Annotated in this window: 3 protein-coding genes and 1 pseudogene; 1 reads left to right on the forward strand and 3 read right to left on the reverse strand. The window is 71.4% G+C overall.

The annotated features are described in order from the left end of the window. The coding region (locus tag G6045_RS39430; protein WP_206344785.1) for an RNA polymerase sigma factor at positions 1-1265 on the forward strand (1265 nt) is incomplete at its 5' end. 186 nt (positions 1266-1451) lie between these two features. Here the strand turns inward: G6045_RS39430 and sucD are convergent. The 3 genes and pseudogenes from sucD to G6045_RS39445 form a co-directional block, all read right to left on the reverse strand. After that, positions 1452-2336 carry a succinate--CoA ligase subunit alpha gene (gene sucD, locus G6045_RS39435; RefSeq protein WP_165337060.1) on the reverse strand — a complete coding sequence of 295 codons (885 nt, stop codon included), beginning with the start codon at positions 2334-2336 and terminating at the stop codon, positions 1452-1454. A gap of 21 nt (positions 2337-2357) precedes the next feature. Beyond that, positions 2358-3536, reverse strand: coding sequence for an ADP-forming succinate--CoA ligase subunit beta (gene sucC, locus G6045_RS39440; RefSeq protein ID WP_165337061.1), 1179 nt, complete (start codon positions 3534-3536; stop codon positions 2358-2360). Positions 3537-4000: 464 nt separating this feature from the next. Next, a pseudogene (locus G6045_RS39445) lies at positions 4001-4578 on the reverse strand (hypothetical protein); the annotation flags it as partial.

Below are 4578 nucleotides of genomic sequence, written 5' to 3' on the forward strand. Positions count from 1 at the left end.
CCTCCTCCCCCCAGCCCTCCGAATCTGCAAAGGCCGTCGAGCACCTCATGCCTGTGAAGCCCGTCGAGCTCGCCGCGCGTGCCGAGCTCAGTCAGTCCGCGGGGGCCGCCGAGGCCGCCGCCCCCGTCAGCACCCAGCTCGTCGACCTCTCCAAGGAGCAGGGGCGCAAGGGCCGTAAGGGCTCCCGGACCCGGCCCAAGGCCGCGGCCAAGCGGGCCGCCAAACCGGCCGGCACCGGCCCCTCGCGCGATGAGCACAGCGGTGTGCCGCCTCGCGGCGACCACCACGGTGAGCACCACGGCAATGCGGCGCAGCGCACGGACGGCCGAAGCGCCCGCCCCGGCGACGCGGCGGCGAAGCCCTCGGCCGCCCAGGCCACCGCGCTCGTCGACGAGACCCCCGACGGAGGGCTCGCCGGAGACGGGCCGCCCGGGCCGGGGAACAGCGACGGCGCGGAGGAGCACACGGGCCTGACGCCGGCGCAGGCCTTCGACGCGCTGTACGCGTTCACCGCCCCCGGTCTCGTACGGCAGACGTATCTGCTGACCGGACGGCGCGCGCTGGCGAAGGAGGCCGTGGAGCGCGCGTTCCACAAGGCGTGGGAGCAGTGGCCCGAGGTCGCCAAGGACCGGGACCCCGTGGGCTGGGTGCGGGCGGTCGCGTACGAGTACGCGCTCTCGCCCTGGCACCGCTTCCGGCGCGGCCACCGCCACCCCGACGCCCCGCCCGCGGAGCCCGAGGACCGCAAGCTGCTCGACACGCTCCTGAGCCTGCCGCCCTCGTACCGGCGCACGCTCGTCCTGTACGACGGTGTCGGGCTCGATCTGCCCGAGACCGCGGCGGAGACCGAGGCGAGCACCCCGGCGGCGGCGAACCGTCTGGTGCACGCACGCGAGGCGATCGCCGAGAAGCTGCCCGAGCTGTCCGACCCGGCCGAACTGCAGCGCAGGCTGGACGAGTTGGCGTGCGCCGAGAAGCTCGGAACGGGCAAGGCGACGGCCGTACGGGGCGAGGGCGAGCGGCGGGTGCGGTTCTGGACGCGGGCGGCGATCGCGTTCACGACGCTGATCATCGGGGCGTCGGCGATCACGTGGATCACGTCGGCGAAGGACTACGAGCCGAAGCAGGCCCCCGGCCAGAAGATCACCGGTGTGCCGGCGCGGCCCGGGCCGCAGATCCTCGACCACCGGGACAAGCAGCTCCGCGAGAAGCTGCGCGGCGAGCCGGGTGCGGGGCCGGAGCGGGTCCATCCGCTGGCCGAGTAGCCGCATCGCCCCGTTGCCCGGACAGACCCCTCCCTCCCGGGGGCCGAGCCCTATCAAGGCTATCGGCGCCCACTGACAACGCCCGGTCCACGCACGACGAAGGCCCGTACCCCTAGCAGGAGGGGCACGGGCCTTCGTACGAACTACGAACTACGAACTACAAATACGAGCTACGAGCTACGAACCTCAGCCGGCCAGGATCGCGCGCGCCAGCTTGGCCGTCTCGGTCGGGGTCTTGCCGACCTTGACGCCCGCGGCCTCGAGGGCCTCCTTCTTCGCGGCGGCCGTGCCGGAGGAGCCGGAGACGATGGCGCCGGCGTGGCCCATGGTCTTGCCCTCGGGCGCGGTGAAGCCGGCGACGTAGCCGACGACCGGCTTCGTCACGTTGGCCTTGATGAAGTCGGCCGCACGCTCCTCGGCGTCGCCGCCGATCTCGCCGATCATGACGATCAGGTCGGTGTCGGGGTCGGCCTCGAACGCGGCGAGCGCGTCGATGTGCGTCGTACCGATGACCGGGTCGCCACCGATGCCGACGGCGGACGAGAAGCCGATGTCACGGAGCTCGTACATCATCTGGTACGTCAGCGTGCCGGACTTCGAGACCAGGCCGATGCGGCCCGGCTTCGTGATGTCGCCCGGGATGATGCCGGCGTTGGACTGGCCCGGGGTGATGAGACCGGGGCAGTTCGGGCCGATGATGCGGGTCTTGTCGCCCTGCGACTTCGCGTACGCGTAGAACGCGGCGGAGTCGTGGACGGCGATGCCCTCGGTGATGACCACGGCGAGCGGGATCTCGGCGTCGATCGCCTCGACCACGGCGGCCTTGGCGAAGGCCGGCGGGACGAAGAGGACGGAGACGTTGGCGCCCGTCTTCTCGATCGCCTCGGCGACGGTGCCGAAGACCGGGATCTCGGTGCCGTCGATGTCGACCGACGTGCCCGCCTTACGCGGGTTCACGCCACCGACGATGTTGGTGCCGTCCGCGAGCATGAGCTTGGTGTGCTTCATGCCCGTGGCACCGGTCATGCCCTGGACGATGACCTTGCTGTCCTTGTTGAGGAAGATAGCCATGGTGGTGTCTGACCTCGTCCCTTACTTCGCGGCCGCGAGCTCGGCGGCCTTGTCGGCCGCGCCGTCCATCGTGTCCACACGCTGCACCAGCGGGTGGTTGGCGTCGCTGAGGATCTTGCGACCCAGCTCGGCGTTGTTGCCGTCCAGACGGACGACGAGGGGCTTGGTGACGTCCTCGCCCTTGGTCTTGAGGAGCTCCAGGGCCTGGACGATGCCGTTGGCGACCTCGTCACAGGCGGTGATGCCGCCGAAGACGTTGACGAACACGGACTTGACGTCCGGGTCGCCGAGGATGATCTCGAGACCGTTGGCCATCACCTCGGCAGAGGCGCCGCCGCCGATGTCGAGGAAGTTGGCCGGCTTCACGCCGCCGTGGTTCTCACCGGCGTACGCGACGACGTCGAGGGTGCTCATGACGAGACCCGCGCCGTTGCCGATGATGCCGACCTCGCCGTCGAGCTTGACGTAGTTGAGGCCCTTGGCCTTGGCCGCAGCCTCGAGCGGGTTGGCTGCGTCCTTGTCCTCGAGCGCCTCGTGCTCGGGCTGGCGGAAGTCGGCGTTGGCGTCCAGGGACACCTTGCCGTCCAGGGCCAGGATGTCGCCGGAGGCGACCTTGGCGAGCGGGTTGACCTCGACGAGGAGGGCGTCCTCGGCGACGAAGGTCTTCCACAGGACCTGGAGGACGTCGGCGACCTTCTCGGCCACCTCGGCCGGGAACTTCGCGGCCGTGACGATCTCGCGCGCCTTCTCCGGGTTCACACCGTCGTTGGCGTCGATGGCGATCTTGGCAACCGCCTCGGGGCGGTTGGCCGCGACTTCCTCGATGTCCATGCCGCCCTCGACGGAGGCGATGCAGAGGAAGGTGCGGTTGGTGCGGTCGAGGAGGTACGAGACGTAGTACTCCTCGGCGATCTCGGGGGCCAGCTCGGCGATCATCACCTTGTGGACCGTGTGGCCCTTGATGTCCATGCCGAGGATCTGACCGGCCTTCTCGACCGCGTCGTCGCCGTTGTCGGCCAGCTTCACGCCGCCGGCCTTGCCGCGGCCGCCGACCTTCACCTGGGCCTTGACGACGGACTTGCCGCCGAGGCGCTCGGTCGCGGCGCGCGCGGCCTCAGGCGTGTCAATGACTTCACCGGCCAGCACCGGTACACCGTGCTTGGCGAAGAGGTCCCTCGCCTGGTACTCGAACAGGTCCACGCGCGTCCGTCCCTTTTCCGTGTCGCGTCGGTCGCGTTTGATCGCGATCGCGTCTGTCGCGTTCGTTGTCTGCGGGCTGCGTCTGCATGTCTGCGTCTGCATGGGCGTGCCGCGAAGGGCAACGTGACGGCGCTGTCACTGAGGGAGGCGTACACGGTGGCCGTGGACGCGGCATGTCCGTCTCGCAGGTTATCGCCGAGGGACGTTGGTCCCTAAATCGCAGATCACACTGTGGCGGTGATAACAGTCACAGACTGTGGGGGCAGCTTCAGCGGACAGCTGCGGCGGGACCGGGAGAGCCGGCCGCGGGCCGGGCACCTTCGGGCGCGGGGGTCCCCGCCGAGCGCACGAAGAACAGCAGCCCGGCCCGCGGCCACGCAGGCGCCGGCCTGGCGGGCCGGCCGCCCGTCCGTCAGGACCGGCGGCCCCCGCCCGTCAGAAGCGGCCGGGGCGGCCGGTCCGCATCAGATGCCGGCCGTGAAGCCCGGGGTCACCGCGGAGGCCGTGCCCTGGGCGCCGGAGGCGGCGTTCTGGAGCAGCGGTCCGGCGTCGGTGCGGACGGTGTCCGTGAGGCCCTGGGCCAGCGGGGCCACCTCGGTCGTGACGCCGCGGGCCAGGCCGTCCACGTCGCCGCCGACGCCGGTGGCGAGTCCGGTCGCGGCGGTGCCGACGTCCTGGACGAGCGGCTGCACCTCGGAGACGACGACGTCGGCCACCGGCCGTACGTCCTCGACCACGCCGCCGGCGAAGGGCTGCACCTCGTCGGTGACCCCCTGCGCGAACGGCGTGACGTCCCCGCCCACGCCCTGCACCAGCGTCCCGGCGTCGAAGAGTGCCTGGCCGACGACCGGGAGCACCGAGTCGACGGCGGTTGCGGCGAGGGGCGGGAGCACGGAGGCGGTGGTCTCGGCGACGACCGGGTCGGCCGCTGCGAGGGCGCCCTGTGCCTGGGCGGGGGCCTGCGCCAGGACCGCCTGGGGGGCGAAGTCCGCGAGCGGGCCGAAGAGGTAGTCGATGTCGGCTTCGGGGGTGGGGAGTTGGG

It is taken from the genome of Streptomyces mesophilus (assembly GCF_011044995.1).
Lineage (GTDB): Bacteria > Actinomycetota > Actinomycetes > Streptomycetales > Streptomycetaceae > Streptomyces > Streptomyces mesophilus.